Raw genomic sequence first — 23,619 nt, 5'->3', positions numbered from 1 at the left:
GGACGCCCGCAGCGCCTGGCCGTCGGCCGACTCGGCGCAACCGGCCGCGCCGAGCAGCTTGCGCACCAACGGATGTGCGCAGAACGCCCCGTCCCGGACGCCGATGCCGTGTTCGGCCGACAGGGCCGCGGCGACCACGGCCGCCGGCTGCCCGGCGACGGTGAAGGTGGCGACGCCGATGCTGTCGGCCCGCCCACCGAAAAGCGAGTGCACGGTCACCCCGGGGATGGCGGCCAGGCCCCGGCGCAGTGTTTCGGTCAACGCATTCTCGGACCGGGCCAACTCGGCCCGATCTGCGGTGGCGATGACATGGCAGGCGGTGGCCAGCGCGACCGCGCCGGGCACGTTGGGCGAGCCGGCCTCGTGCCGGTCGGGCAGTGGCTTGTACTCGGTGCCGTCGTCGGTCACCGAAGCGGTGGCACCGCCGCCGATCAGGTACGGCGGAGCGGCAGCCAGCCAATCGGCCCGACCGATCAGAGCGCCGGCGCCGTACGGGGCGTACAGCTTGTGCCCGGAGAGGGCGACGTAGTCCACCCCCAGCTCGGTCGCGGAGAACGGTCGATGCGGGGCGAGCTGGGCGGCGTCCAGCGCCACCCGGGCGCCGCGGGCGCGGGCGACCCGGGCCAACTCGGCGACCGGCCAGATCTCGCCGGTCACATTGGATGCGCCGGTGATCACCAGCAGGGCCGGACCGGGCGCCCGCCGACGCAGCGCGTCGTCGACGAGTTCGACGGCCTGCGCGGCCGATTCGGGGGCGGGCAACCGAACCACCCGGCGCCGGGCCGAGCCCGGCGCCCGCTCCGCGGACCAGGGCAGAAGCGCCGCGTGATGCTCGGTCTCGAACACCACCACGGTGGTGCGGGCCGGCAGGCAGTGCGCGAGCAGGTTGAACGAATCGGTGGTGTGCCGGGTGAAGATGACCGCGTCGTCGGCGCGACCACCGACGAAGGACCGCACCGGCTCGCGTGACCCTTCGTACAGGCTGGTGCAGACCCTGGAGTGCCAGCCGGCGCCGCGATGCACGCTGGCGTACCGATCGAGCAGCGCGTCGACGGTGTCCCGGACCTGCCGCAGGGCCGGGGCCGACGCGCCGTGATCAAGGTTGGCGTACTCGGCGGTCCCGCCGGTGGCCAGCGGGACCCGCACGCCGGCGCCGACCACGTCCAGGCCTGGCGCCTGCGGATGCGTCACCGGACCGCGGCGGGCCGATCCGTACGCGACAGTGGCTGCGGCGGAGCGCTTGTCCGACGCGAGCGCGGCGATAAGGTCGGGTCGGTCGAGTGCGAGAGTCACGGTCGTTCACTCCTGCGGTCCATCGGACCACCGGGAGGAGGCCCGCGCTTGCCGGCCGCACCTCGCGACCGACCAGGTCTTCACCCGGGGCACCCCACCGCGGTAGGAGGGTTGCCGGCCAGCAAGCCGGGGCTATCTGCTGGCACTCATGACCTTCGCCGCGAAGAGTAGCAGAACGGCGATGGCGCGCACTGCGACGGGGATCACACCACTGATGGTCGGACGGCCGCCTCCGCCGCGGTCCGGCCCTGCGATCCGGCGGATGAGGCGGGCAGAGCGGTTCGACGGGCCCGGACAGGGCGCCGGCGGCGCCGGCTCCACCGGTAAGGTGGCGCTTCGGCCGGAGCGTCGGACACGATCACCAACCGATTCGGTGGGTCAAGCGGTGACGAGGTCAACGTGCAGATCGCCTAGCAGGACCTGGTGTCGGCCACCCTGGCCGGCCCACTCGCCGGAACCGTCGACGCCGGTGATCGCGGTGCTGGCCCCGGGCAGCTATGTGGTCGGCGCGGGTGGTCTCGGTGCCGGCGTTGCCGACGGGCGGTTGCCGGGACCGGTCGCGGAACCGGTGGCGGAACCGCCCGTGACGGGGGCTGATCGGTCGGAGCGCATGCGCGGGGGTGGTCCGCGAACGTTCGGGTGAATCGTGAAGAATGTCGCTATGACGAGCAATCCGTACGCGGCGTGGTTCCCGGGTTGGGGCGCGGACCGGTCGGCACCGCTGAGCGGTGACGTCAGCCAGTGGTTCAAGATCTTCTCGCCGACCGTCACCGTCAACGGGCGCGGCGAACCCGAGCTCGAGGCGAGGATCGTGCGGGACGTCGCCACCTACGGTGCCCAGCTCGGCCCGCTCACCCAGCTCGTGCTGGCCCTGGCGACCGGGCAGGCGCCGCCCGCCGGCGAGCTGGACAAGCTCGACAAGATCAACCGCGCTATTCAGGACGAGAAGCGTGACTACGACCGCGGCGTGCGCGAGCGGGCCCGGCGGGCGTTGACGGATCTGCAGAAGCAGAACCCGGCGGCGCTGGCCGAGGTGATCGACGAATTCCGCACCGGCTGAGCCGGGCACCGTCGGGGACCCGGCGCACCCGGATGCACGGGGATGCACTGCCGCTCAACCCGCTCACCCGGTAGGGCCGGGCGCGCCCTCGATCGTCGATCGCGCACACCCGCGTCGATTCGCACGCCGTCCGGACGCTCGCCGGCCCTCACCGCGCTAGGGCCGCGGCGGCTTCGGTGCGCTCGCCCCGTTCGGGCCAGTCGCCGCCCCATTGCGGTGGACAGGACTTCTTCTGACTCGGTGGGTTGAGCGCCGACGTCGTCCCGGATGGGGGTGGGTCCGGTCACGATGTGGTTGCGCAAGGTGCCCAGGCCCTCGACCTCGACATCGACGACGTCACCGGGGTAGACGGTGCGGGAGTTCGAACCACACGTGCACCTGACCGGTGCCGATCGAATTCTCGTACTCCCCGTAGCGGACACCCGTTGCCGTGCAGTTACGCTCACCGAGGGCGCCCATCATCATCAGGTAGTGGCCGAACCGGGCCTCGGGCTTGTACTTGTAGAACTGCGGCATGGTTTCCAGTACCCGGGCGTGGTCGCCGTTGTAGAACCAGTCGAGGCGCTGCAGGTCGGCCTGGTAGGCCTCCGGGGTGAAGATGTCCTTGGGGTCGGCGGCCTCGTGATCCCGTAGCTGCCACAGCGGCCAGAACGTGTAGCTCAGGGCGCCCGAAGCGATCACGATGACCTTGCGGTCGGACGCGGCGATCGCGTCGCCCAGCGCTCGGCCCAGCCGCAGGTTGTCCTCGGTGTCGGCGGTCTGGCACACACCGATGGAGATCCACTTCTTGTCGGGCAGGCCCTGCCCCGAGGAACTCCCACGGGTTCGTGGTGGCGTAGAAGATTGGCAGGTGGTCGTCCTCGATCGCGGTGATCCAGGTGCCGTGCTCGTCGGCCTTGGACGCGATCAGATGGGCCCGTTCCGGGTCCCCTGGAAGTCGTACGGCCGCTGCGCCATGCCGCGCGGCAGCTCTTCGGAGGTGAGCAGACCCTGCCGGCGCTGCGACTGGCGCGGGCCGGCTTATCCGGACTTGGCGTCATAGGACGGCCGAGCCGGATAGGACGCCCGTAAGGGGATCGACCGGCAACTCGCGCCCATTGGCGGATGCTGGTGTTCACCGACGGTAGGTCCAACTCCAGAATTCCTTGCCCTTCTCCACTTTGCGCCATGCAGCCTGTTCCAGCTCCTGCTGCAGGTCGGCCAGGGCCGCGGGCATTTCCGGAGCCCATTCCGGATGTGGGGTCTGATCACCGCCGAGGTTGCGTGGTGAGACGAAGGTCGGTCCCTCGATTCGCTCCCCGGTGCCGGTGATCGCCACGAACCTCCAGGTCCCGGCACCCATCGGACCAAGTGCGTTGACGATGCTCTTGAAAATGCTCCCGTGCAGTGGCTCAAGGACGATCGTCAGCCGTTCCGGACCCGACCCGGATCCGGCGGTCGGATGCATTGCGTGATGGTCAACGGACATGGCAGGTTCCCCTTAGTCGTTCGCAGGTCCAGCCAATCCCATTGATGCTCGCCGGGCCAGGGCCAATGTGCCCGACGCCCGACCGCGGACCTTTTCGGGAAGGTCACCAGGTTCAGTGATCATGTCGGGCAGATGGCGACCGATCTCGGCTGTGGTTGGCGGGTTCTTCAGGGGTTGGATAGCCGTTAGCCGGCCGGGCCCGATCACCAGGGAGTGCTGCGAGCGGCCCTCGACGAACGTCCCCCGTGGGGTCTGGAGATCGTGATCATCAACGATTGATCGATCTGGGTGAAGCCGTTCGAGGAGCTCTCACGGGAAAGCTCGCCATCGCGCTCCGACCCGGCATGACGTCGGGCAGCACTGCAGTCGGATCGACAGTCCCAGTTGAGAATGGCGCTCTGGCCTGTTGCACCCGCAGACCACCCAGCGCAAGGCCGCGGTGACGAGAGCCGCCCGCCGGAAGGTCCTCGCCCGGCGGCGGGCCGCGCTGGTGCCCCGGCTGCCCCGGCACGGTCCGGCGGTGTTGAGGACGGCCAGTGCAGTGGTGACCACGGTGATCTGGATCGGACCGGTGCTGGCCGCGCAGCTGTCCGGGGCGACCCCGGCCGGCTGGACGGGTACGCCACGCTGGTCACGGCCGAACTGGACGCCGCGGTGATCACCCCGGTCGCGCCCTGGCCGCCCGCGCTGATCCGGCACCGACGGCCTGTCGGGTATCGGCTCGCCGTGCCGCTGCTGGTTCTGGAAACCTGCTCGCTCCGATGAGCATCACCCAGACGGTCGGCCAGCTCGCCGGCGGAACTGATCGGACCGTTGATCGGGTTGGCAGTCCTGGGGGTGGCGGCGGCCGCCGTCCTGGTCAGCGTGCTCCCGGGTTCTGCCCGGCGCTCCCACCGAAGCCCCCTCGGTCCCCAACCCCGCCGGTGATCAGTGGCGGTGCGGGAACACGATCTCCGGTTGCGCCTCCGGGCCGGTTCCCTGGCCGGCGACTCGCCGGCCTGTCCGGTGGTGCCGGACCCTGCCGCCCGGGCCGGCGCGGCGGCGGCCGGGATGGCCGATGCCCCGCTGCCGCAGCAGGCATCAAGGACCTGATCACCAGGCCGGACGCCGGTCGTGGCGGCGGCCCGCCGCCCATCGGCTCCCACAGCAGCGGCTCACAAGATGGCGAAATTCGCTGCACCCGAGCTGAATTCGGATCCGATCCGGTCGGCCTTGGCGGGAATCGTGATCGGTGGCGCTCACCACGATGACTTGCGCACCCCCGGCAGTTCGCCTCGATGGGCCATCTCCCGCATGGTGATGCGGGACAGGCCGAACGCCCGCAGGTACCCCCGCGGCCGGCCGTCGGACGAGTCCCGATTGCGCAGCCGGGTGGGCGAGGCGTCCCGGGGCATCCGCTGGAGGGCCGTGGAGGCGTCCGCCTTCTGCTCCGCGGTGGCGTTCGGGTCGCGCAGCACGGCCTTGACGGCGGCGCGCCGCTCTGCGTATCGCGCGACGATCTGCCGCCGCTGCTTGTCCTTGACGATCTTCGAGGTCTTGGCCATCGGGATCAGACCTTCTCGCCGCGGGCCTGGATCTGCGCGACCACGGACTCGATGCCGCGGCGGTCGATGATCTTGAGTCCCTTGGTGCTCACCCGCAGCGTCACGGTGCGGCCAAGGCTCGGGACCCAGAACTTGTGGGACTGCAGGTTGGGGTTCCACCGCCGGCGGGTATGCCGGTTGCTGTGGGAGACGTTGTTGCCGAAACTGGGCTCGGCGCCGGTGACCTGGCATCGGGCGGACATCAGAGTTCTCCTGGTCGGGGGGCCGCGACGCATCGGACGATGCGCCGCGGACGGGCGGGAAACGGACGGCAGGCTGCGGACTTCGGATCGACCGGCTCAGTCGGGCAGTTCCTCGGGGAACCGGCGGTAGTAGGCGACCAGCCGGGGCGGCACGAGGTGGCGGCGGCCGGCGACGGTCAGCGGGACCAGCGTCGGCGGGTCGGCCTTCCACTGGGCCCGTCGGGACCGGGTGCGCGACCGGGACATGCGCCGCTTGGGAACCGCCATCAGACGGTCCCGCGCCGCACGCGGGTGCCGTAGCGCTGCCGGAACTTCTCCACCTGACCGGCCGTGTCCATGACCCGGTGCTCGCCCGTCCAGAACGGATGAGAGGCGCTGGTGACGTCGACCGTGATCAGCGGGTAGGTCCGGCCGTCGGTCCAGGTGGTGGTGACGGTGCTCGTCGCGGTCGACCGGGTCAGGAACTCGTCCCCGGTCGACGCGTCCCGGAAGACCACCGGGTGGTACGGCGGATGAATGCCCTTGCGCATCGCTGATCCTTCGTCAAGTGCTAATGAGAATCGTTCGCGTTGGACTGTAACAGGCGCAGGGCGTTCGACCCACCCGACTCGGGGTGATCGGGTGGCGAGAGCGGGTAGGCGGGCGGAGCAACAGCCTCTGGATGATCAGCACGAGCCGCCGACGACCTATTCGCCTTCAGTGCGCCGTTGCTGCGGGCTCGTTGTCGTGCCGGGCTGATCAGTCGAAACCAAAGGCGACCGATATGCCCGTAATGCACCGTTGCTTTGGGCTGGGCCGACCGGTGCGCTGATCGAAGTCTCGAATTGACGCCCGATTTATCCGTATTGATGGGACTTGAATCAGCGCAGCCGGCCCGGGGGCGCGAGGCCCCAGCCGCACATGGTTTCAGCCCGAGGGGACGGCCCCTATGGGGCCGACCGCCGTTCATCTCGGCACACTGGGCCCGAAATATCCGACTTGCTGCCGAGTTGATCAGCCCGACGCAGATTCGCCGATCGAGAGAGAGGAGATTCGGCCGGGAGTAAGGGCGGGCTCGGGTCAGTTGGCGACGGGGGCCTCGCGGCGGGGGGCGGGATAACGCAGGTTGTCCACGCCGAGGATCTCCGCGCGCTCCTCCTCGGACAGGCCGCCCCAGACCCCATAGGGCTCGCGGGTGCGCAGCGCGTAGGTCCGGCACTGGGCGATGACCGGGCAGGTCCGGCAGGTCAGTTTGGCGGCCTCGATCCGCCGCTGCTTCGAGCGCCGGCGTTCTCCGGCGGCCAGGAAGAAGGCATCGACGTCCATCCCGCGGCAGGCGCCGGCCAGTTGCCAGTTCCATTCGTCGGCGACCGGGTTGAGCAGGACCGCTGCGCTCATCGGGCAGCCGGCCGGTTCGACGGGGTCGTTGGACTCGGTGTGGCCGAGTGAGCGGTACGGGGTCCGGCAGGTGCCGTCATGACGGTTCCTCACTTCTCGCTGCGGTGGGATCGGTGGGCAGTGCGTGGAGTGCGGGTGGCCGGGCCGGGGCCGCGACGTCGGGGGACCGCGCCGTGTTCGAGGCCTGGTGGGCGAATCGTGGGGGTGGGTCGGGCGTGGGCGCCAGGTCGATCGAGTGCTTCGGTGCACGTCCGTGGCTGTTGTCCTTCGCTATGGTCCGACCAAATGATTGACCTACCATAAAGGAGGCTCGGCCACCTGTCCAGTGACCGCCGTCACGGATCTGCGCTCCGTTCGCTACGCCGTCCGCCGAACGGCCGGCCATGACCGGGACCCAGCCATCGGGGCGGCTGGTTAATGCGAAGCATTATCAATTAGACTGACGGCTCGGGAGCTCTCGATCACCCGTCAACAGGAGGTCATCGTGCCGGATACTAGACAGTTCAACCGCTTTCAGAAGGGGCGGGGATTCATCGCCGCCCTCGACCAGAGCGGCGGGAGTACCCCGAACGCGCTTGCTCAGTACGGCATCGACTCGTCGGCGTACTCGTCGCCGGAGCAGATGTTCGACCTGATCCACCAGGCCCGGACCCGCATCATCACCAGCCCGGTCTTCACCGACGAGCGGATTCTGGCCGCCATCCTGTTCCAGGGCACCCTGGACCGGCAGATCGAGGGGATGGGCGCCGCCGAGTACCTGTGGGCCAAGAAGAACATCGTCCCGATCGTCAAGATCGACCAGGGTCTGGCCGACCGCGCCGACGACGTGCAACTGATGCGGGACATTCCCGGACTGGACGCCCTTCTCGCCCGGTCCGCGCAGCAGGGCGTGTTCGGCACCAAGGAACGCTCGGTGATTGTCGCGGCCAACCCCACCGGCATCGCCCGGGTGGTCGACCAGCAGTTCGAGGTCGGGGAGCGGGTACTGGCGGCCGGGCTGGTGCCGATTCTGGAGCCGGAGGTCGACATCCAGGCGCCGGACAAGGAGGCCGCCGAGGTCCTGCTCAAGGAGCGCATCCACCAGCGGCTCGCCGGGCTGGGCGACCGGGCGGTGGCGCTCAAGCTCAGCATCCCGACGGTCGACGGCTTCTACTCCGACCTGATCGCCCACCCCAACGTGGTGCGGGTCGTGGCCCTGTCCGGCGGCTACCCCCGCGACGAGGCGAACGCCCGCCTGGCCCGCAATCCGGGTCTGATCGCCAGCTTCAGCCGGGCGTTGCTCGACGGGCTGAGCGCGCAGCAGAGTGACGAGGAATTCGACCGCATGCTGGCCGGCTCGATCGAACCGATCTACCAGGCCTCGGTGGCCTGATCGGCGGCCGGCGCATGGGTGCGCACGACGAACGCTGGGCGACGCCGACCCAGTACGGCTGCATCGAGTCCGGGCTGCGGGTGCTCACCGCCTGGGTCGTCGCCGACCACGACCCGGAGGGTGCTCTCGATCGGGCCATCCGGGAGGAGCCGGACCCGGCCGGCACGCTGGTCGGCGCGGCAGTCGTCGCCCGCCTGCTCGCGATCGAGCTCGCCGCGGCGACCGGAACCACCGAGCAGACCGTCCTGGCCGACCTGACCGCGACGCTGTGCCTGCTCCAGCATCCGATCCCCGCCACGCCGCCGCCGTTCACCAGCCGGTGGCCCGAGCGTCGAGGGAGGTGACAGATGAAGGTCAAGGCATCGCTGCGATCCCTGAAGAACCGGCCGGGCTCCCAGGTGGTCCGCCGCCACGGCAAGATCTACGTGATCAACAAGGCCAACCCGCGATTCAAGGCGCGCCAGGGCTAGCACGAGCGTTCCAGCCGGTACCGGGTGGTCCGCCGATCTGAGTCGGCGGCCCACCCGTCACCCGTCAGCCGGTCGACCCGCCGGCAATCCGGTCCGCGACCGTCTGCAGGGCGCTGATGATGGTGACCCCGCCGGCCTCGAAGTCGGTCTCGTCCAACCCGTACACGCGGTCGGCTCGCACGGCGGGCAGATTCGGCAGGGCGGCCTTGACCCCATCGACGGCGGCCTGCTCCTGGTCGGCCCCGACATAGAGCACGAACAGCACGTCGGGAGTACGGACCAGCGCCTGCTCGGGTGTGATCTCGGTGAAACTGCCCGCCAGGTCGGCGAATTCGTTGGTCATGCCGAGCGCATCGAGAATGCCGGACGCCGGGTAGCCACCGTTGGCGTATACCCGGCCGTCGAAGGCCTGCAGGAAGCCGACCCGCTGCGGCTGACCCGAGACGCGTTCCGCCGCTGCTGCCACCCGGGCCTGCAGGTCGTCCTGCAGCGCGCCGGCCCGGTCGGGGATGCCATAGATCTGGCCGAGGTGCCCGATGTCGTCGTACACCGCCTGCAGGGAGGTCGGGGCCGAACCGCTGCTGCAGTACTGGCCCAGCACATAGACGTTGGTGCCGATGCCGGCCAGATCCTCATGGCTGACGGTCCCCTCGCCGTTGACCTGCCCGTCGTCGTTGGCCAGGTACAGATCCGGCGCGGCGGCGATCATCGCCTCGCGGGCCGGCGCGTAGTCCGGGGAGACCTCGACGAGCCCGGCCGGGTAGCCGGCGGGCAGCGCATCGTAGTCGCCCAGCGTGTACCCGTAGGCGCTGCCGCCAACCCCCAGCGCGTCCAGGGTCTCCAGGGTGCGCGGGAACCCGAGCACCACCCGGGCGGGCGGCCGCTGGTAGGTGTAGGTGCGACCGCAGCTGTCCACGGTCACCGGGAAGCCCGCGGTCACCGGGAAGCCCGCGGCCGCCGAGGCGGCCGTCCCGGTCTCCCGACCGGCCGCGGAGCCCGAGGCGGGGGCACCGGATGCGGAATCCGTCGGGCCGGCCGCAGGGGCGCCGGAACAGGCGGTCACCGTCAGGGTCAGCAGCGCGGCCAGCGACCCGGCGATGCGGTGGCGGGTGCGGCGGGGGCTGCGCGGGAAAGGTGCGGCTCGGGGGGTCATCGGGTGTGCCTTTCGTCGGTGAATCGGGCGATGTCGCCCGTGCTGGGGGGTCCAACGGCGCTGCCGGTGGACGGTGGTGGATCCGGCTCCGGGCGGGCGGGCCCGAAGTGCACGGCCAGTCGCCCGGTCAACGGGTTGGTGGTGCACCAACTGGCGACGCCGTAGACCTCCATCAGGACGGCCGGTTGCACCACCCGAGCAACGGGCCCGCTGGCCACCACCCGGCCGGCCTTGACCAGGTACAGGTGATCGCAGTAGGCGGCCGCGAGGTTCAGATCGTGCAGCGCGGCGACGACGGTCAGCGGCAGCCGTCGCAGCAGCTCCAGCAGCTCGATCTGGGCGCGGACGTCCAGATGGTTGGTGGGTTCGTCCAGGACCATCACCGGCGTCTGCTGCGCCAGGGCCCGGGCCAGGTACACCCGCTGGCGCTCCCCGCCGGACAAGGTGCCCAGCAGGCGATCGGCCAGGTGGTCGACCCCCGCCGTCCGCAGGGCATCGCCGACCGCGTCCCGGTCCTGCGCGGTGGTGCGGGCCCATCGCCCCTGGTGCGGGACCCGCGCCGTCTGCACGGTCTCCCGCACGGTGAAGGCGAACTCGGGGTTGTCGTCCTGCAGCACGACCGAGGTGCGGCGGGCGCTGTCGCGGGCGGAGCGCGCCCATACGTCCTGCTCGTCGACGGCGACCGTCCCGGCGACGGGCCGGATCGCCCGGTAGAGGGTCTTGAGCAGGGTGGTCTTGCCCGATCCGTTGGGGCCGAGCACCCCGACCAGCGCGCCGGCCGGCACGGTCAGGTCGATCCCGTCGACGATCCGGGTGGAGCCGAGATCGACGCGCACATCGTTGAACTCGATCTTCATCCGCCGGCGCCCCGCCGGCCGAGGGTGAACAGCAGCCAGATGAAGAACGGCGCGCCGATCGCGGCGGTGACGATCCCGATCGGCAGTTCGGCGGGGGCCAGGACGGTGCGGGCCACGATGTCGGCCAGCGGCAGGAAGATGCCCCCGAGCAGGACCGAGGTGATCAGGACCCGCCGGTGATCGGCGCCGACCAGCAGCCGGGCGATGTGCGGGATGATCAGCCCGACGAAGCCGATCCCGCCGACGACGGCGACCACGGCGCCGGTGAGCAGCGCGACCAACGTCATCAACGTCACCTGGAGCCGACCGACGTCGATGCCCTGCGCCCCGGCCAGGTCGGTGCCGCCGGCCAGCGCATTGAGCCGCAGCGCATTGGTCAGCAGCCAGGCGGTCGCCCCGGCCACCACCGCCAGCAGCAGCGGCAGATCCGACCACCGTGCCCCGGCGACACTGCCCAGCGACCAGAACAGCGCCCGCTGTACCTGCGTCGGCGTGGCCATGATCTGCAGGAAGTAGGTGCCGGCCGAGAGCAGATAGCCCACCGCCACACCGGCCAGCACCAGCCGGGTGGGTGGCCAGCGCCCGCCCTGCCGGCCGAGCGCGAACGTCGCGGCAAAGGCCGCCATCGCTCCGATGAACGCCGCACCGGCCAGCGAGACTCCGCCCAGGGTGGCTGATCCCAGCACGATGACGAGCACGGCGCCCAGGCCGGCGCCGGGCACGATCCCGATCAGGTACGGGTCACCGAGGGGATTGCGCACGACCGCCTGGATCACGGTGCCGGCCACGGCCAACGCTGCACCGACCAGCACGCCGAGCAGGGCCCGCGGCAACCGGACGGTCCAGACGATCTGATCGGTGGCCGAGTCGGCGACGGTGCCGGTGCCCGTCAGATGACCGAACACGACGGCCCAGACCGTGCCCGGGGGGATCGGCACGCTGCCGACGGTGATCGACAGGGTCAGCACCACGAGCACGCCCAGCGCCAGGCTCACGATCAGTGCGGCGAACCGCCGGGGTGTGGCAAAGGTCGGACCGATGATGGCGGGCCGGCTCGGCACGGCCGCGCCAGGGTGTGTCGGCATCGATCCAACCTAGCTTATGATTATCGTTCTCAACACCGAGAGGGGTTGTCGTGAGGGCAGTTCGGCTTCGTAGCGACACCAGTGCGCTGGCCGTCCCGGCGTTCCGGATCTACCTGGCCGCGCGCACCATCGCGATGATCGGCAATGCTTTGACCCTGGTCGCGCTGCCGATCCTGGCGTTCCAGCTGACCGGAAGTGCCGCACTGACCGCGCTGCTCACGGCGGTCGAGGCCGCCCCGTACCTGATCCTGGGCCTGCCGGTCGGGGCCCTGGTGGACCGGCTCGACCGGCGGGCCGTCATGGTCACCTGTGGCTACTGCGGAGCCGGGCTGATGGCCAGCATTCCGGTGGCCGCCGGGTTCGACCGGCTCGGCTTCGGGCAGGTGCTGCTCGTCGCGGTCGGCGTGGCCACCCTGTTCGTGTTCCAGGACGCGGCCGCCTTCGGCGCGCTGCCGCTGATCGTCGGGCGCACCCGGATCGCCGGTGCGACGTCGCTGCTGGTCAGCGCGAGCACGGTGATCGGGTTGGTCGGCCCGGCGGTGGGCGGCCTGCTCGTGGCCACTACCGGGGCGCCGCTGGTGCTCGGTCTGGACGGCGTGGCGTTCGCCGCGTCCGCCACGCTGACCCTGTTCGTCCGCTGGGTCGATCCGCCGGCCGAGGCCGGCCCCGAGCGGTCGGCCTGGCGCCGGCTGCGCCGCGACATGGGGGAGGGCCTGCGGTACATCTGGCGGCAACCGGCCATCCGGGCCCTGACCCTGCTCGGCATCGGGGTGTCGATCACCGGCGGGGCCGTCACCGGCCTGCTGGTGGTGATCGCCGTCCGCCAGCTGGGTATGGCCCCGGACGGCGGCCTCATCGGCCTGCTCTACCTGGCCACCGCGGCGGGCACCCTACTGGCCAGCAGCACCCTGGGCCGCTGGCAGCGGTGGTTCGGGGTGGGCCGGCTGACGCTGACCGCGCTGGTCGTGGCCGGCCTGGCGGTGATCCCGTTGGCCCTGGCCAGCAGCGCCGGCCCCGCGCTGGCCGCCCTGATGGTCTACCAGTTCGGCATGACCACGGCGATCGTGCACGGCATCGTGGTCCGTCAGGTGATCACCCCGGATCGCCTGCAGGGTCGGGTGAATACGACGGCTCGGCTCATCGCCTGGGGCGCCACTCCGCTCGGTGCGACGCTGGGCGGCCTGGCGGCCGAGACGTTCGGCACGTCCGTGGCGGTCGCGTTGTCGCTCGTCGGCGTGCTGGCCTCGGTCGGTCTGGGGTTGCTGCTGCGCATCCACCGGTTGCCGCCGCTGGCCGCGCTCACGCCGGCCGGACCGGCGTGAGGCCGCCCCCCGCGGAGCCGCGGCCACCCAACCATGAACGACGCGGAGCGCGGATCGACCAGGTGCACCGACGGTCGCTGGCGGCCGAACCGGCAGAGCAGCTCGCCGGGAGCGCCGTCCAGGGCGACCGCGCCGCACCGGAGCCGGGTGCCCGCGTCACGATGACCCAGTCACGCCAGGGCGTTCATCGTTCCTTCGGATCGAACCCGGCCGTCCCGGCAGGGAGAAGCGTTCTCGTTAACGAGGGGAGGGTGCGGACGGTCGGCGCCCGCGGAACACCCCCGTACCGTGGGTGGGGTGACCCTCGCCCCTGCCTCTCCGGTCGCGCTCGGCGCCCGGTTCGCGAGCGAACTGCCCGAGCTGGCGGCGCCGTGGCGGGCCGCTTCCGTCGCCGACCCGCAGTTGTTGGCGCTCAACGAACCGCTGGCCGGCCGGCTCGGCTTCGATCCCGAATGGCTGCGCAGTGTGGACGGCCGGCGCTTCCTGGCCGGCAACCTGGTGCCCACCGGCGCGACCCCGGTCGCCCAGGCCTACGCCGGGCATCAGTTCGGCGGCTTCTCCCCGCGGCTGGGTGACGGTCGCGCCCTGCTGCTGGGCGAGCTCGTCGACGTCGACGGTCGGCTGCACGACCTGCACCTGAAGGGTTCGGGCCGCACACCGTTCGCCCGTGGGGGAGACGGACTGGCCGCGGTCGGCCCCATGCTCCGGGAGTACGTGATCAGCGAATCGCTGTTCGCGCTGGGAATCCCGACCACCCGATCGCTGGCCGTGCTCGCCACCCAGACGCCGGTCTATCGTGAGACCACTCTCCCGGGTGCGGTTCTCGCCCGAGTCGCCCGCAGCCACCTGCGGGTCGGGACATTTCAGTTCGCCCGCGGGACGGGCGACCTTGAGCTGCTACGGCGGCTGGCCGATCACGCGATCGCCCGGCACTACGCCGATTCGGCCACCGCCGCCCAGCCCTATCTGGCGCTGTTCGACGCGGTGGTCACGGCCCAGGCGACGCTCGTCGCGCGATGGATGCTCGTCGGGTTCGTGCACGGGGTGATGAACACCGACAACATGACCATCTCGGGCGAGAGCATCGACTTCGGCCCGTGCGCATTCCTGGACGCCTTCGACCCGGTCGCGGTCTTCAGCTCGATCGACACCGGTGGGCGATACGCCTACCGCAATCAGCCGGTGGTGGCGCAATGGAACCTCGCCCGGTTGGCCGAGGCGCTGCTGCCGCTGTTCGCCGACGATCAGGAGGACGCGGTCGCAGTCGCCACCGAGGCCCTCGGGCGCTTCGGTGCCCATTACCAGGCGGCCTGGACCCAGGGCATGCGCGACAAACTGGGTCTGCCGTCGGACGTGGACGACGCGGTGGCCGTCGCCCTGATCGACGAGTTGCTCGACCACATGCAGCAGAGCGGGGTTGACCACACCGGCTTCTTCCGCGCTTTGGGCGCCGGGGCCCGCGGTGACACCGAGCCGGCCCGAGGTCTGTTCCTGGACATCGCTGCCTTTGACGCCTGGGCCGATCGCTGGCTGGCGCTGCAGCCCGACGGCGACCTGATGGACCGCACGAACCCGATCTACATTCCCCGCAACCACCTGGTCGAGGAGGCGCTGGCGGCCGCCGGCGATGGGGATCTGCACCCGTTGGACGGGCTGCTGAGGGCGGTGACCTCGCCCTACCGGCCGCAGCCCGGGATGGAGCGGTACGCCGAGCCGGCTCCGGGCGACTTCGGGCCGTACCGAACGTTCTGCGGGACTTGATCACCTGAGCCGCAGCGCGCGACGTCGTCGAGCAGACGTCGGACCAGCTGGGCCACATCGCGGCGCAGGTACCGTGGTTCCGGCGCATGGATAACGTTATCGCCAGGTCGGTCGCTCCGGAGGTGTGTGTGAGTTCGCAGCCCCGACCGGCCCGTCGGCGTCGTCCGCTCTCCCTCCGGGTGTGGCGGAATCCGTTGGCGCGCGGGATCGATCGGGTCGAGGCGGTGGTCGTCCTGATCCTGATCGTCGGGTGGCTGGTCGCCCTGCCGATCGTCGCGACCGTCGCCTCGGTCCGCTGGGCGGACGCCACGGCCGACGCGGCGCTGCAGGAGCAATCATTGCGGTCGGTTCAGGCGACGGTCGAGCAGAACGTCCAGGCGCCGATCGGTGCGAGCGACGTCGCACCCATCTGGATCACCGCGCCGGTGAGCTGGACCGGGCCCGGTGGTCAGCCGGCCACCGGCGTGGTCGACGTGCCGGCCACCGCGGTGGCCGGCGACCACGTGACCGTCTGGTTGGACGGCGCCGGGCGGATCGTGCCCCCACCGCAGAGTCCGGAGGCGTTGGCCGGGCTGGCGATGCTGGCCGGCGCCGGCATCTGGATCCTGATCGGCCTGCTGGCGTTCCTCGTCGGTTGGGCGGTCCGGCGAGGGCTCGACCGCCGCCGGCTGCGAGCCTGGGGACAGGAATGGGCGCAGGTCGAACCGGGTCGGCATCCGTTCTGACCCGGCCGGCACCCTCGAGCGGGGCAGGGGTTCAGGCGCTTCCGGTTCGGCGGCGAGCGCCGGAACTCCACCCCGGAACTGCCGTCGGGGGTGGTCCCCGACTGCGCGGGCGAGCACCCCGTCAGCGCCTCGAATTGACGACCGGCCCCCACGGGGCTAGACACACCCGTATGCCGAATACGGACTTTCAGGCGGCGGTGGACCGGGTGAACGGGTTGACCAAGGACCCTGGCAACGACGCCAAGCTGCGGATGTACGCGCTGTACAAGCAGGCGACCCAGGGCGACGTCGCCGGTAAGCGGCCGGGTTTCACCAACCCGGTCGGCCGGGCCAAGTACGACGCCTGGTCGAAACTGAAGGGGACGACGCAGGCGGACGCCGAGGCGACCTACATCGCCGAGGCGAACGCGCTCGCCGGGTAGGGCGTCAGCCGTCCGGCCCCGCCGCGATCGCGTCCAGGTCGCGGACGGCGTACCGGTGGTGCCCCCATTCCTCGTCGAGGATCACGTGCAGGCAGGCCAGCACGGTTTCCGGGCGGTCGGGCGCCCAGGGGTTGCGGCGCTCACCGGCCAGATCGTCCGCGGTGACCGTGGCCAGGAAATCGCGAACCAGGGCGACGTGGCCCGCCCGGACCGCGAGCACGTCCGCGTACTCCGGCGTGCCCGTCACGAACACCGACATGTCGCCCCCATCGGTCTCGTACTCGGAATTCGGCTGGCCGATCGGATGGAACGGCCGCTCCATCCGCAGGATCGCCCCGCGCAGCCAGGTGTCCGTCGCCATGATCAGGTGCCGCAGCGTCTGGGCGAACGACCACTCTCCGTCCACCGACACGTCGACGGTGCCGGCCGGCATCGCCGCCGCGCGGGCCAGGGTGGCCGCCCAGGTGCGTTCCAGCGAGGCCCAGGCCGATCGCAGGCCGGCCGGGTCGGTGGCGCGCCGGTCGGCGCGGCCGGGGAACCGGCGGTCGAGTTCCGCCTCGACGAACGGAACCACATCGACGCCGTTGACCCGGAGGGTACCGCCGTCGCCGGCCACCCAGGGGGCGTCGATATCGGCGCCCTGGATCTCGACCGCGCGCATCACGACGCCGGACAGATCGGACCGGACGAATCGCGCACCGCGCAGGTTTGCATCCACGAACGATTGGCCGTCAAGCTCGCCGGAGCTGCTGAAATCGGCCATCACTTCTCCTCGGCGTCAGGCCCGTGGTCGATGTGGGATCACCTCGAGGGTATTGCTGTCCGTACACGACCGCCTTGATCGACGGGTGTCAACCTGAGGTGGCGGTTATCCGGACCACCCGGGAGGTCAACCGTCACGTCCTGGCCCGGGCGCTCGCCGGGGGGTGCTGATTGTTCGGAGAGCGGCCGCCGGCGTTGTCGCCCTTCGACTTCGCAGCAAAACCGGTGCAACCCCCCTGCAACGGCGTCTGCCGGAGGATCCAACCGGCTGGCTGTGCCGGTCCGACGAACCAGAGGTGAGGTCGGGTGAGGCATCCGCGATTCGCCCGGCGTCCTCCAGCCGGTGTCCCAGACCGTCCACACGTCCACCGGGTGCTCAGCCGCGCCCACGTCACGACCGAGGAACCACCATGACCGCAACACTGCCGGCGACCGCCCGTGTCATCAGTCAATGGTTGGACCAATTCGAAACTGCTTTGAAGGAAGGTGATATCGAGCAAGCGGCCCAACTGTTCGGCGATGAGAGCTACTGGCGCGACCTCATTGCGTTCAGCTGGAACATCGTGACCGTCGAGGGCCGGGACGGTGTCCGCGACCTGTTGGCCAGCACCCTGGACCGGGTACGGCCGCACGGCTTCGAGGTGGCCGAGGATCTCGGCGAACCCGCCGAGGCCGGCGGGGTCGCGGAGAGCTGGATCCGATTCGAAACGGCGATCGGCCGCTGCGTCGGCCATCTGCGGCTGCGCGACGGCAAGGGCTGGACCCTGCTGACCACCATGTACGAGCTGATCGGGCACGAGGAACAGCAGGGCGACCGACGTCCCCGGGGCGCGGAACACGGCGCCAACCCGAACCGGCAGACCTGGCTCGAACGTCGCACCCACGAGGCCGAGGAGCTCGGACACACCACGCAGCCCTACACGGTCATCATCGGCGGCGGTCAGGGCGGCATCGCCCTGGGGGCGCGGCTGCGTCAGCTCGGCGTCCCGACGATCATCGTCGACCGCAATCCGCGGCCGGGTGATGCATGGCGCAACCGCTACAAGTCGCTGTGCCTGCACGATCCGGTCTGGTACGACCACCTGCCCTACATCGACTTCCCGAAGAACTGGCCGGTCTTCGCACCTAAGGACAAGATCGGCGACTGGCTCGAGATGTATGCCAGGGTCATGGAGCTCAATTACTGGGGCAGCACGGAATGCAGGAGCGCCAAGTACGACGAGACCAAGGGTGAATGGATCGTCGTCGTCGAGCGGGACGGCGCCGAGATCACCCTCCGCCCCCAGCAACTGGTGCTCGCGACGGGCATGTCCGGCAAGGCCAACATCCCGACCTTCGAGGGCATGGACGTCTTCACCGGCGACCAGCACCACTCCTCGCAGCACCCCGGCCCGGACGCCTATCGCGGCAAGCGGGCCGTGGTGATCGGCGCGAACAACTCCGCACACGACATCTGCGCCGCGCTCTGGGAAGGCGGCGCCGACGTCACCATGGTGCAGCGGTCCTCCACGCACATCGTGAAGTCCGACTCGTTGATGACCATCGCGCTCGGCGGGTTGTACTCCGAGGAGGCCGTAGCAGCCGGAATGACCACGCAGAAGGCAGATCTCACATTCGCCTCGCTGCCGTACCGGATCATGCACGAGTTCCAGATCCCGGTGTACGACGAGATCCGCAAGAAGGACGCGGACTTCTACGCCCGGCTCGGTGCCGCCGGCTTCCTGCTCGACTACGGCGACGACGACTCCGGCCTGTTCATGAAGTACTTGCGCCGCGGCTCCGGCTACTACATCGACGTGGGTGCCTCCGAGCTGGTCGCGGGCGGTGACATCAAGTTGGAGTCCGGGGTCGACGTGGTCCGGCTGACCGAGACCGGCGTGGTACTGACCAACGGCAAGGAACTGCCCGCCGATCTCGTCGTCTACGCCACCGGATACGGCTCGATGAACGGCTGGGCGGCCGACCTGATCTCCCAGGAGGTCGCCGACAAGGTCGGCAAGGTCTGGGGTCTCGGTTCCAACACGACCAAGGACCCAGGCCCGTGGGAGGGCGAACAGCGCAACATGTGGAAGCCCACCCAGCAGCAGGCGCTGTGGTTCCACGGTGGCAACCTGCACCAGTCGCGGCACTACTCGCTGTACCTCGCGCTCCAGCTCAAGGCCCGGATGGAGGGCATCCCCACTCCGGTCTACGGCCTGCAGGAATCACATCACCTGCGCTGACCCGGCAACGGAACGGGCGATCAAGCTGGTGGTCGGTCCGCGTCGGCGGCAGTCTCGGTCAGGTGTTGAGCGGCCCATGTTCGTGGGCGAAAACTCTTGCCGTCCCCGCCGCTGCCGCCCCCGGGTCCGGGCTGCACCGGTCACTGCGGCACCGGCACTGGCACCGGCAGCCGCGGGACAGGCTCCGGCCGGCCGGACGCGGCCGAGGCGTAGATGGCGGTGAGGATGGCCAGTGACTTGGCGGCCTCCCGACCGGTCACGGCGGGTTCCCGACGGTCCCGGACGGCGGCGACGAAGTCCGCGATCTGCAGCGCGTGGAACGGCGCCAGGCCGCCGTTGATCGCGGCCAGATCGAGGTCGGCCGCCAGCCCACCGGGGTACGGATCGCCAACGGCCTCGGCGCCGGGCACCGCCCACAGGTCGATCCGGGCCTCGCTCCCCTCGGGGTACTCGGCGAGCCCGACGGTGGCCCCGCTGCGCCCCGTGACCTGCACCCGGCTACCCAGGCCCGGGGTCAGCGCCGTGGACGCGGACAGCGTGGCCAGGCCGCCGCCGGCGAAGCGGATGGTGGCGACGGCGGTGTCCTCCACCTCGATCGGATGCCGGACGGTGGAGTGGACGGCCGATACCTCGACCGCCTCACCCATGAACCACTGCAGCAGGTCGACGTTGTGCACGGCCTGCGTCATCAGCACACCGCCGCCGTCGGTCGCCCAGGTGCCGCGCCAGTCCGTGGCGGTGTAGTACTCGGGATCACGGTGCAGCAGCGTCGAGGTGTGCCCGAGGAACGGTTGGCCGAGGGTGCCGTCGTCGATGGCCCGGCGGATGCGCTGCGCGGCGGGCCAGAAGCGACGTTGGAACAGCACTCCCAGCCGGACGCCGGCCGACTCGGTGGCGGCGACCATCCGCGCGGCCGCGGGCAGGTCGATCGCGATCGGCTTCTCGCACAGCACGTGCACCCCGTGCGCCGCGGCCTCGGCGACGACGGCCTCATGGGTGGGGTGCGGCGTGCAGATGCTCACCAGATCCAGGCCCAGGTTCGGGTCGAACAGCACCTCGGGGGCGACGGCCCGGCCGCCGAACCGGCGGGCGAGGGTGGCGGCCCGGGCCGGATCGACGTCGGCAACGGCGACCAGGTCGACGCCGGGCAGGTCGCGGTAGGCCGCGGCGTGGTTGCCGGCCACATTGCCGCAGCCGACCACTGCGGCCCGCAGGGCCGTCATCGGGAGGCGATCGAGATCGGCGCGGCGGGCGCCGGGTGCCCGGCCGGTCGCCGCAGACCCAACTGCGCGGTCGGGGTGCGGAACGTTTCCGGGCCGGTCAGCGCGGCGACGGCCGAGACCACGACGAAGCCCGCACACAGGATGGCCACCGGGAGCCAGTTGGACGGGTCGCCCGCGGTCAGGGCGGTCGCGGCCAGTGGCGTGAAGCCGGCCGCCAGCAGGCCCACCATCAGTCCGATCGCCATGCCGGAGTAGCGGACCCGGGCCGGGAACTGCTCGGGGAAGTAGGCCGGGTAGATGCCGTTGGGGGCCGCGTAGCACAGGCCGATCAGCAGCACCGCGGAAAGGTAGATCCACGGCACGTTCTGGGTGCCGATGGCGTGGAAGAACACGAAAACCATGACGCCAACGCCGATCAGACCGGCGACGAAGACCGGCTTGCGACCGATCCGGTCGGCCAGGATGCCGAAGAGCGGTTGGGTCAGCACCGCGACTGCGTTGGACACCGAGATGACCGCGAGCATGGTCGGCCGGGCGATGCCCTCGATCTGGGTGGCGTAGGCGAGGGCGAAGACATTCACGATGGTGTTGACCATGGCGAAGGTGGCGCAGACCGCGATGCGCAGCACGGCCAGCCAGTGATCGCGGAACAGCTCGACGATCGGCGCCTTGGCGGTTCCCTCGTGTTCCTGGACCTCGGCGAAGACCTCGGGCTCGTGCAGCGACCGGCGCAGGAACCAGGCCAGCGCGGTCACGACGATCGACAGCCAGAACGGGATCCGCCAACCCCAGCTCAGCAGCTGATCCTCCGGCAGGGCCGCGACCGGGATGAACACCAGGCTGGAAATGACGATCCCGAACATGATCCCGCTCATGGTGAAGCTGGTGAAGAACGCACGTCGCCGATCGGGTGCGTGCTCCATCGACAACGAGCTCGCCCCGGGCGACTCCCCGCCGGCGGACAGGCCCTGCACCAGGCGCAACAACACGAGAATGATCGGAGCAGCCACGCCGATCTGACCGTAGCTCGGCAGGCAGCCGATCGCGAAGGTGGACAGGCCCATCAGCAGCAGCGTCGCCATCAGCGCACCCCGCCGGCCGAACCGGTCCCCGATATGACCGAAGACGATCGCGCCGACCGGGCGGGCGACATAGGCGACACCGAGGGTGGCGATCGACAGTAATGCGCCGGTGGCGCCGGCGTCGGGGAAGAAGACCTTTCCGAAGACCAAGGCGGCGGCCGAGCCGTAGATGAAGAAGTCGTAGTACTCCAACGTGCTGCCCAGAAAGCCCGACAGCGCTGCCTTTTTCGGATTGTTGCGGGATGCACCTGGGGCGGGGGCCAATTCCTGGACGGACATGGCTTTCCTTTCGAACCGGCTTCGTCGACGGGGCCGGCCTGCCGGATCGGGCAGGGCGGGCCGCGGGGGATGTGAATACCGTCGCAGGGCAAATCATGTACGTCCAACACTGATTTGAACTAACACAGTGTGCTTCATTGACTTAATCTGGGGGCGGTGTCGGTAGCACCTCCTCGGCCAGATCGAGAACCGCCCGGAGTACCGGCGACGGGTTGTCCGGCACCCAGGCCAAGGCGTGCTGCATGTAGGTCTGCCGTCCGGTCAAGGGGCGCAGGACCGCGGCGGCCGGCATGATCTGCACTGCAGCCGATGTCATCAAGGCGATGCCGACACCGGCCGACACCAGGGTCAGGATCATGAACGGGTCGGTGATCTCCTGAACGATCCGCGGCCGGAATCCGGCGTCGACGCAGGCCTGCGCGGTCAACTGGGCCAGCGACGAGCCCGCGCCGAGGGGGAGCGAGATGAACTGTTCGTCGGCCAGGTCGGCGAGGTCGATCGCTTGCCGGGCCGCCAGCGGGTGGTCGACCGGCAGGACAACGGCGAGCGGCTCGCGCCCGATCAGCCGGGTCCGACGTAGTCCGACGAACGCCAGGTCCAGGTCCCTGCGTCGATGTTCGACCTCGCCGCGGTCATCACCTGGCCTGGCCGCGCGCGCCAGGCGCGACGTCAGCGGGGAATGGTTGAGCGCCCCCGGGGTAATCGATCGGACCGTGCCGTGCACCAGCAGGGTCTGATGACCCAGCTCCAGATCCTCGAATCCGATAGGGCCTGCCCGGCAAGGGACGCTACGGGTGTTGCGCAACGGACGGTACCCAGGTCGCTGGCCGGCCCGGATGGTCTGACTGAGCGGCGACTGGGCCAGGTTGAGCCGTTGCGCCGCCCTGCTGAAATGCAGCTCCTCGGCGACGGCGATGAACGCTTCCAGCCAACGGATCTCCATCACGCCCTCCTTGTGCAGATGACGAATCTGCATTTATAGTCGACCGCACTAAGTGACTATGAATCAATGTGTGATTCTTACATAGTCTTGGATCGGACGGCACACAGTCGCCCGAGACTGGGAGGACCGGTGCCATGACCGCCCTGAGAACCACTGCTCCGACCCCGGGTACCGCGCCGGTGTTCCGGGTGCCGGCCCGTGCGCTCGCCGCTGCGGCGACGAGATGAGCTTTCCGGACGGCGTGCTGGCGTTGGTGACGGGTGGCGCCAGCGGTATCGGGGCGGCGACCGCGGCCCGGCTCCGCGCGGACGGCGTGCGCGTCGTCACTGCTGACCTCGCCCCGGGGGCCGACGAGCGGCTGGACGTCACCGATGGCGACGCGGTCGCCGCACTGGTCGAGTCCCTCGGGCCGGTGGGGATCCTGGTGCACAGCGCCGGAATCGTGGGTCCGTCGAAGCCGGTCGTCGACCTCGATCCGGACGAGTGGCGAACCACGTTCCGGGTCAACGTGGACGGCACGTTCCTGATGTGCCGGGCCGTGGTCCCGGGCATGGTCACCGCCGGATGGGGCCGGATCGTCACGCTGGCCAGCATCGCCGCCAAGGACGGAAACCCCACCCAGAGCGCCTATTCCGCGTCGAAGGCCGCGGTGATCGGCTTGACCAAGTCCCTGGGCAAGGAGTTGGCGACCACCGGCGTGCTGGTCAACGCGGTCGCGCCGGCCGCCGTCGCCACCCCGATGAACGCTGCCACCGACCCGGCCATCCTGGCCCGGTCCCAGTCCCTGACCCCGATGGGTCGCTTCGGCCGTCCGGACGAGATCGCCGAACTCATCGCCTGGCTGTGCTCCGAGCAGCTCAGTTTCTCCACCGGCGCCGTCTACGACGCCAGCGGTGGCCGCGCGTCCTACTGAATTGCCCACGGTGGCACGACCACCCGCTACCGGCCCGCCCATCG

The 23,619-nt window shown here is 70.3% G+C and carries 26 protein-coding genes, 2 pseudogenes and 1 riboswitch; of the genes and pseudogenes, 12 read left to right on the top strand and 16 right to left on the bottom strand.

The features are described from left to right. On the bottom strand, nt 1-1,293 hold a 1,293-nt coding region (locus ACILSK_RS17450; RefSeq protein ID WP_395728450.1), incomplete at its 3' end, for an aminotransferase class V-fold PLP-dependent enzyme. Nucleotides 1,294-1,332: 39 nt separating this feature from the next. Beyond that, nucleotides 1,333-1,447: riboswitch (SAM riboswitch) on the bottom strand. 507 nt (nt 1,448-1,954) lie between these two features. Between ACILSK_RS17450 and ACILSK_RS17445 the strand changes: the two genes are divergently transcribed. Continuing rightward, nucleotides 1,955-2,353 carry a hypothetical protein gene (locus ACILSK_RS17445; RefSeq protein ID WP_395728449.1) on the top strand — a complete coding sequence of 133 codons (399 nt, stop codon included), beginning with the start codon at nt 1,955-1,957 and terminating at the stop codon, nt 2,351-2,353. A gap of 148 nt (nt 2,354-2,501) precedes the next feature. Here the strand turns inward: ACILSK_RS17445 and ACILSK_RS17440 are convergent. The 3 genes and pseudogenes from ACILSK_RS17440 to ACILSK_RS17430 form a co-directional block, all read right to left on the bottom strand. Further along, nucleotides 2,502-2,718, bottom strand: a pseudogene (locus ACILSK_RS17440) (hypothetical protein); the annotation flags it as partial. Further along, nucleotides 2,690-3,352: pseudogene (locus ACILSK_RS17435) on the bottom strand (catechol 1,2-dioxygenase); the annotation flags it as partial. The pseudogenes ACILSK_RS17440 and ACILSK_RS17435, both read right to left, overlap by 29 nt. A 115-nt stretch (nt 3,353-3,467) precedes the next feature. After that, nucleotides 3,468-3,800 carry a hypothetical protein gene (locus ACILSK_RS17430; protein WP_395728448.1) on the bottom strand — a complete coding sequence of 111 codons (333 nt, stop codon included), beginning with the start codon at nt 3,798-3,800 and terminating at the stop codon, nt 3,468-3,470. A gap of 427 nt (nt 3,801-4,227) precedes the next feature. On the opposite strand from ACILSK_RS17430, the gene ACILSK_RS17425 reads away from it, so the two are divergent. Together ACILSK_RS17425 and ACILSK_RS17420 are read left to right on the top strand one after the other, a co-directional pair. After that, nucleotides 4,228-4,479 carry a hypothetical protein gene (locus tag ACILSK_RS17425; RefSeq protein WP_395728447.1) on the top strand — a complete coding sequence of 84 codons (252 nt, stop codon included), beginning with the start codon at nt 4,228-4,230 and terminating at the stop codon, nt 4,477-4,479. A gap of 299 nt (nt 4,480-4,778) precedes the next feature. After that, nucleotides 4,779-4,913, top strand: coding sequence for a hypothetical protein (locus ACILSK_RS17420; RefSeq protein WP_395728446.1), 135 nt, complete (start codon nt 4,779-4,781; stop codon nt 4,911-4,913). Between the two features lie 146 nt (nt 4,914-5,059). Here ACILSK_RS17420 and rpsN read toward each other — a convergent pair whose 3' ends face one another. The 5 genes from rpsN to ACILSK_RS17395 form a co-directional block, all read right to left on the bottom strand. Further along, the gene (gene rpsN, locus ACILSK_RS17415; RefSeq protein WP_395728445.1) at nt 5,060-5,365 is read right to left on the bottom strand and encodes a 30S ribosomal protein S14; all 306 of its coding nucleotides are present in this window, start codon (nt 5,363-5,365) and stop codon (nt 5,060-5,062) included. A 5-nt stretch (nt 5,366-5,370) separates the two neighbouring features. Then, on the bottom strand, nt 5,371-5,607 hold the full coding sequence (rpmB, locus tag ACILSK_RS17410) for a 50S ribosomal protein L28 (RefSeq protein ID WP_395728444.1): 237 nt from the start codon (nt 5,605-5,607) through the stop codon (nt 5,371-5,373). A gap of 96 nt (nt 5,608-5,703) precedes the next feature. Beyond that, nucleotides 5,704-5,874 (bottom strand): 50S ribosomal protein L32, encoded by a 171-nt coding sequence (gene rpmF, locus ACILSK_RS17405; RefSeq protein ID WP_395728443.1) that lies wholly within the window; start codon nt 5,872-5,874, stop codon nt 5,704-5,706. Further along, nucleotides 5,874-6,137, bottom strand: a complete 264-nt coding sequence (locus tag ACILSK_RS17400) for a type B 50S ribosomal protein L31 (protein WP_395728442.1) — start codon at nt 6,135-6,137, stop codon at nt 5,874-5,876. The genes rpmF and ACILSK_RS17400 overlap by 1 nt, the downstream gene beginning before the upstream one ends. A 529-nt stretch (nt 6,138-6,666) precedes the next feature. Continuing rightward, nucleotides 6,667-6,984 (bottom strand): WhiB family transcriptional regulator, encoded by a 318-nt coding sequence (locus tag ACILSK_RS17395; protein WP_395728441.1) that lies wholly within the window; start codon nt 6,982-6,984, stop codon nt 6,667-6,669. A 484-nt stretch (nt 6,985-7,468) separates the two neighbouring features. On the opposite strand from ACILSK_RS17395, the gene ACILSK_RS17390 reads away from it, so the two are divergent. Genes ACILSK_RS17390 through ykgO form a run of 3 tightly spaced genes read left to right on the top strand, consistent with a single transcriptional unit; the run spans nt 7,469 to nt 8,826 of the window. Next, nucleotides 7,469-8,356, top strand: a complete 888-nt coding sequence (locus tag ACILSK_RS17390) for a fructose bisphosphate aldolase (protein ID WP_395728440.1) — start codon at nt 7,469-7,471, stop codon at nt 8,354-8,356. Nucleotides 8,357-8,370: 14 nt separating this feature from the next. After that, nucleotides 8,371-8,700 carry a hypothetical protein gene (locus ACILSK_RS17385; protein WP_395728439.1) on the top strand — a complete coding sequence of 110 codons (330 nt, stop codon included), beginning with the start codon at nt 8,371-8,373 and terminating at the stop codon, nt 8,698-8,700. A gap of 3 nt (nt 8,701-8,703) precedes the next feature. Beyond that, complete coding sequence (gene ykgO, locus ACILSK_RS17380) at nt 8,704-8,826, top strand: type B 50S ribosomal protein L36 (protein WP_395728438.1); 123 nt, start codon at nt 8,704-8,706, stop codon at nt 8,824-8,826. A 64-nt stretch (nt 8,827-8,890) separates the two neighbouring features. Here the strand turns inward: ykgO and ACILSK_RS17375 are convergent, their stop codons facing one another. The 3 genes from ACILSK_RS17375 to ACILSK_RS17365 are packed head-to-tail and all read right to left on the bottom strand — an operon-like array spanning nt 8,891 to nt 11,921. After that, complete coding sequence (locus tag ACILSK_RS17375; protein ID WP_395728437.1) at nt 8,891-9,979, bottom strand: ABC transporter substrate-binding protein; 1,089 nt, start codon at nt 9,977-9,979, stop codon at nt 8,891-8,893. Beyond that, entirely contained in the window at nt 9,976-10,836 is an 861-nt protein-coding gene (locus ACILSK_RS17370) for an ABC transporter ATP-binding protein (protein WP_395728436.1), read from the bottom strand. Before ACILSK_RS17370 ends, ACILSK_RS17375 begins: the two co-directional genes overlap by 4 nt. Continuing rightward, nucleotides 10,833-11,921: a FecCD family ABC transporter permease gene (locus ACILSK_RS17365; RefSeq protein ID WP_395728435.1), complete on the bottom strand. Its 1,089-nt coding sequence runs from the start codon at nt 11,919-11,921 to the stop codon at nt 10,833-10,835. The genes ACILSK_RS17370 and ACILSK_RS17365 overlap by 4 nt, the downstream gene beginning before the upstream one ends. Before the next feature lie 50 nt (nt 11,922-11,971). Between ACILSK_RS17365 and ACILSK_RS17360 the strand changes: the two genes are divergently transcribed. From ACILSK_RS17360 to ACILSK_RS17345, 4 genes are all read left to right on the top strand, one after another. After that, complete coding sequence (locus ACILSK_RS17360; protein WP_395728434.1) at nt 11,972-13,243, top strand: MFS transporter; 1,272 nt, start codon at nt 11,972-11,974, stop codon at nt 13,241-13,243. A 297-nt stretch (nt 13,244-13,540) separates the two neighbouring features. After that, nucleotides 13,541-15,004 carry a YdiU family protein gene (locus tag ACILSK_RS17355; RefSeq protein WP_395728433.1) on the top strand — a complete coding sequence of 488 codons (1,464 nt, stop codon included), beginning with the start codon at nt 13,541-13,543 and terminating at the stop codon, nt 15,002-15,004. A 194-nt stretch (nt 15,005-15,198) separates the two neighbouring features. Continuing rightward, the gene (locus ACILSK_RS17350; RefSeq protein ID WP_395728432.1) at nt 15,199-15,729 is read left to right on the top strand and encodes a hypothetical protein; all 531 of its coding nucleotides are present in this window, start codon (nt 15,199-15,201) and stop codon (nt 15,727-15,729) included. 170 nt (nt 15,730-15,899) lie between these two features. Beyond that, entirely contained in the window at nt 15,900-16,151 is a 252-nt protein-coding gene (locus tag ACILSK_RS17345) for an acyl-CoA-binding protein (RefSeq protein WP_395728431.1), read from the top strand. Nucleotides 16,152-16,155: 4 nt separating this feature from the next. Here the strand turns inward: ACILSK_RS17345 and ACILSK_RS17340 are convergent, their stop codons facing one another. Then, nucleotides 16,156-16,914 (bottom strand): DinB family protein, encoded by a 759-nt coding sequence (locus ACILSK_RS17340; RefSeq protein WP_395728430.1) that lies wholly within the window; start codon nt 16,912-16,914, stop codon nt 16,156-16,158. Between the two features lie 409 nt (nt 16,915-17,323). Between ACILSK_RS17340 and ACILSK_RS17335 the strand changes: the two genes are divergently transcribed. Next, nucleotides 17,324-19,135: an NAD(P)/FAD-dependent oxidoreductase gene (locus tag ACILSK_RS17335; protein ID WP_395728429.1), complete on the top strand. Its 1,812-nt coding sequence runs from the start codon at nt 17,324-17,326 to the stop codon at nt 19,133-19,135. Between the two features lie 140 nt (nt 19,136-19,275). Here ACILSK_RS17335 and ACILSK_RS17330 read toward each other — a convergent pair whose 3' ends face one another. The 3 genes from ACILSK_RS17330 to ACILSK_RS17320 all read right to left on the bottom strand — a co-directional run bounded on the left by ACILSK_RS17330 (nt 19,276) and on the right by ACILSK_RS17320 (nt 22,695). Beyond that, nucleotides 19,276-20,358 (bottom strand): Gfo/Idh/MocA family protein, encoded by a 1,083-nt coding sequence (locus tag ACILSK_RS17330; protein ID WP_395728428.1) that lies wholly within the window; start codon nt 20,356-20,358, stop codon nt 19,276-19,278. Then, on the bottom strand, nt 20,355-21,719 hold the full coding sequence (locus ACILSK_RS17325) for an MFS transporter (protein WP_395728427.1): 1,365 nt from the start codon (nt 21,717-21,719) through the stop codon (nt 20,355-20,357). Before ACILSK_RS17325 ends, ACILSK_RS17330 begins: the two co-directional genes overlap by 4 nt. 142 nt (nt 21,720-21,861) lie before the next feature. Next, nucleotides 21,862-22,695 carry a LysR substrate-binding domain-containing protein gene (locus tag ACILSK_RS17320; RefSeq protein ID WP_395728426.1) on the bottom strand — a complete coding sequence of 278 codons (834 nt, stop codon included), beginning with the start codon at nt 22,693-22,695 and terminating at the stop codon, nt 21,862-21,864. Between the two features lie 190 nt (nt 22,696-22,885). On the opposite strand from ACILSK_RS17320, the gene ACILSK_RS17315 reads away from it, so the two are divergent. Next, nucleotides 22,886-23,575 (top strand): SDR family NAD(P)-dependent oxidoreductase, encoded by a 690-nt coding sequence (locus ACILSK_RS17315; RefSeq protein ID WP_395728425.1) that lies wholly within the window; start codon nt 22,886-22,888, stop codon nt 23,573-23,575. Nucleotides 23,576-23,619: the final 44 nt, after the last annotated feature.

Source organism: Nakamurella sp. (assembly GCF_044224575.1).
Taxonomy (GTDB): Bacteria; Actinomycetota; Actinomycetes; order Mycobacteriales; family Nakamurellaceae; genus Nakamurella.
This window is presented reverse-complemented; position numbering and strand designations above follow the sequence as displayed.

Coding starts and splice junctions, on each gene's coding strand:
- ACILSK_RS17365 (WP_395728435.1), bottom strand. CDS start 11,921: ATGCCGACACACCCTGGCGCGGCCGTGCCGAGCCGGCCCGCCATCATC.
- ACILSK_RS17320 (WP_395728426.1), bottom strand. CDS start 22,695: ATGCAGATTCGTCATCTGCACAAGGAGGGCGTGATGGAGATCCGTTGG.
- rpmF (WP_395728443.1), bottom strand. CDS start 5,874: ATGGCGGTTCCCAAGCGGCGCATGTCCCGGTCGCGCACCCGGTCCCGA.
- ACILSK_RS17385 (WP_395728439.1), top strand. CDS start 8,371: ATGGGTGCGCACGACGAACGCTGGGCGACGCCGACCCAGTACGGCTGC.
- ACILSK_RS17375 (WP_395728437.1), bottom strand. CDS start 9,979: ATGACCCCCCGAGCCGCACCTTTCCCGCGCAGCCCCCGCCGCACCCGC.
- ACILSK_RS17395 (WP_395728441.1), bottom strand. CDS start 6,984: ATGAGCGCAGCGGTCCTGCTCAACCCGGTCGCCGACGAATGGAACTGG.
- ACILSK_RS17330 (WP_395728428.1), bottom strand. CDS start 20,358: ATGACGGCCCTGCGGGCCGCAGTGGTCGGCTGCGGCAATGTGGCCGGC.
- ACILSK_RS17315 (WP_395728425.1), top strand. CDS start 22,886: ATGAGCTTTCCGGACGGCGTGCTGGCGTTGGTGACGGGTGGCGCCAGC.
- ykgO (WP_395728438.1), top strand. CDS start 8,704: ATGAAGGTCAAGGCATCGCTGCGATCCCTGAAGAACCGGCCGGGCTCC.
- ACILSK_RS17335 (WP_395728429.1), top strand. CDS start 17,324: ATGACCGCAACACTGCCGGCGACCGCCCGTGTCATCAGTCAATGGTTG.
- ACILSK_RS17400 (WP_395728442.1), bottom strand. CDS start 6,137: ATGCGCAAGGGCATTCATCCGCCGTACCACCCGGTGGTCTTCCGGGAC.
- ACILSK_RS17340 (WP_395728430.1), bottom strand. CDS start 16,914: ATGGCCGATTTCAGCAGCTCCGGCGAGCTTGACGGCCAATCGTTCGTG.
- ACILSK_RS17430 (WP_395728448.1), bottom strand. CDS start 3,800: ATGCATCCGACCGCCGGATCCGGGTCGGGTCCGGAACGGCTGACGATC.
- ACILSK_RS17370 (WP_395728436.1), bottom strand. CDS start 10,836: ATGAAGATCGAGTTCAACGATGTGCGCGTCGATCTCGGCTCCACCCGG.
- rpmB (WP_395728444.1), bottom strand. CDS start 5,607: ATGTCCGCCCGATGCCAGGTCACCGGCGCCGAGCCCAGTTTCGGCAAC.
- ACILSK_RS17345 (WP_395728431.1), top strand. CDS start 15,900: ATGCCGAATACGGACTTTCAGGCGGCGGTGGACCGGGTGAACGGGTTG.
- rpsN (WP_395728445.1), bottom strand. CDS start 5,365: ATGGCCAAGACCTCGAAGATCGTCAAGGACAAGCAGCGGCGGCAGATC.
- ACILSK_RS17325 (WP_395728427.1), bottom strand. CDS start 21,719: ATGTCCGTCCAGGAATTGGCCCCCGCCCCAGGTGCATCCCGCAACAAT.
- ACILSK_RS17445 (WP_395728449.1), top strand. CDS start 1,955: ATGACGAGCAATCCGTACGCGGCGTGGTTCCCGGGTTGGGGCGCGGAC.